Annotated in this window: 1 protein-coding gene; it reads right to left on the minus strand. The window is 41.2% G+C overall.

What is annotated here, in order from left to right; translation table 11 throughout:
• Positions 1-79: 79 nt before the first annotated feature.
• Positions 80-1,240, minus strand: coding sequence for an IS110 family transposase (locus AB5Z52_RS17030; RefSeq protein ID WP_161869980.1), 1,161 nt, complete (start codon positions 1,238-1,240; stop codon positions 80-82).
• Positions 1,241-1,490 lie beyond the last annotated feature (250 nt).

Genomic DNA, 1,490 nt, shown 5'->3' on the forward strand with positions numbered 1-1,490 from the left:
TTTTTATATGAAAATAAACCAAAAAATGGCAAAAAAAGTCTCTCTTCGTTTATAATAAGGGTGAAGAAATTTTTTTTAGTTACTGTGATGTCAAGCCAAGACCATCGCAGTAGCTTTTTTTATTTGTAGATTCCAGTGTTCGATAGATGACGCGAAGAATCTTATGTGCCGTCGCAATCACAGCTTTCTGTTTTGAGCCACGACTTGCGATTCGATGGTAAAATTCGGAAAAGACGGGGCTACCTGAGTGCGCAGCTGCACGCCCGGCATGATACAAGGCAGTCCTCAAGTATTTATTTCCTCTTCCGATATGAGCTTTCTTCCGAACACCACCACTTTCATAACTTCCTGGACAAAGACCTGCCCAAGAGGCTAGGTGGGATTGTGTTTGAAAAGCAGAAATATCCGGTCCAATCTCAGAAAGAATGACCTCTACACAACTTTCTTTTACACCTGGAATCTTTATCAATTCATCGATAATTTCTTGATAAGGCGCAATTCTTATGCGAATCTCTTTACTCAATTCAGTAATCTGCTCCTCAAGACAATCGATGATATCGAAATGAATTTGCATCTCGAAACGATGGGCTTTTGTCAAAGTACCTTTTAGCGATTCGACAATATCTTTTGAGGAAGCTTTTACCCGAGAATGGAGACATTCTAGGATGTTTTCCTCTTCGATTTTCTCACCACTCAGTAGTAAATCGACCAGCTTTCTACCAGTCTTTCCATAGATATCTGACAAAAATCCCGTTAACTTAATATTTCCTTGCTGGAGGATATTGTGGATACGATTCTTATGTTGGGTTCGCTCGGCAATAAGATGGGTACGAGTTCTAGTGAGGGAACGTAGCTCTTGAATAGCTGTTGGCGGTACATAGCTTTGTGGAACTAACCCCACACGACCAAGTTGGGCAATCCATTCGGCGTCCTTTTGATCAGTTTTTCGACCAGGAATTCCTTTAATGCGTTGAGGATTGGCAAGAATCAATTTGAATCCTTCCTTCTCCAAAACGTTCCAGATAGGACACCAGTATTGTCCGGTACTTTCCATCATAACGGTAGAAATCTCTTGCTCGTGAAGCCATGAGGCTAGTTCTTGTAGCTCGAAGGTCCTTGTCCCAAAAGTTTTAATAAGTTTCTTCGGTCGATTGGTTGAAAGATTTCCCACAAGTGTACAGGCAACGACTGTTTTCTGATGAACATCCAGTCCACAACAACGTTCGACAACGACTTCCATGTAAATCACTCCTCAAAAGTATTGAGTTGTGACAGATTCGCTTTGGAAAAATCGAAGAAATTTTATATACGTGCGCAAAGCGACAATTCGTTAGTCTCACAAAGCGAATCACTCGGTTTTTTATACGGGGAAGGCCACCAATAAACCGCTCGAGCTTGTGTCACTCCTCAAGTTCATTATAAGTGCTCCTTCGTTTTCAAGACAGCGTTAGAGGTTCGGCAAAATTTGCCGAACCTTATATGTTTTTTAT

It is taken from the genome of Enterococcus sp. RTP21361st1_A6_RTP21361_211029 (genome assembly GCF_040910045.1).
Classification (GTDB): Bacteria; Bacillota; Bacilli; order Lactobacillales; family Enterococcaceae; genus Enterococcus_D; species Enterococcus_D gallinarum.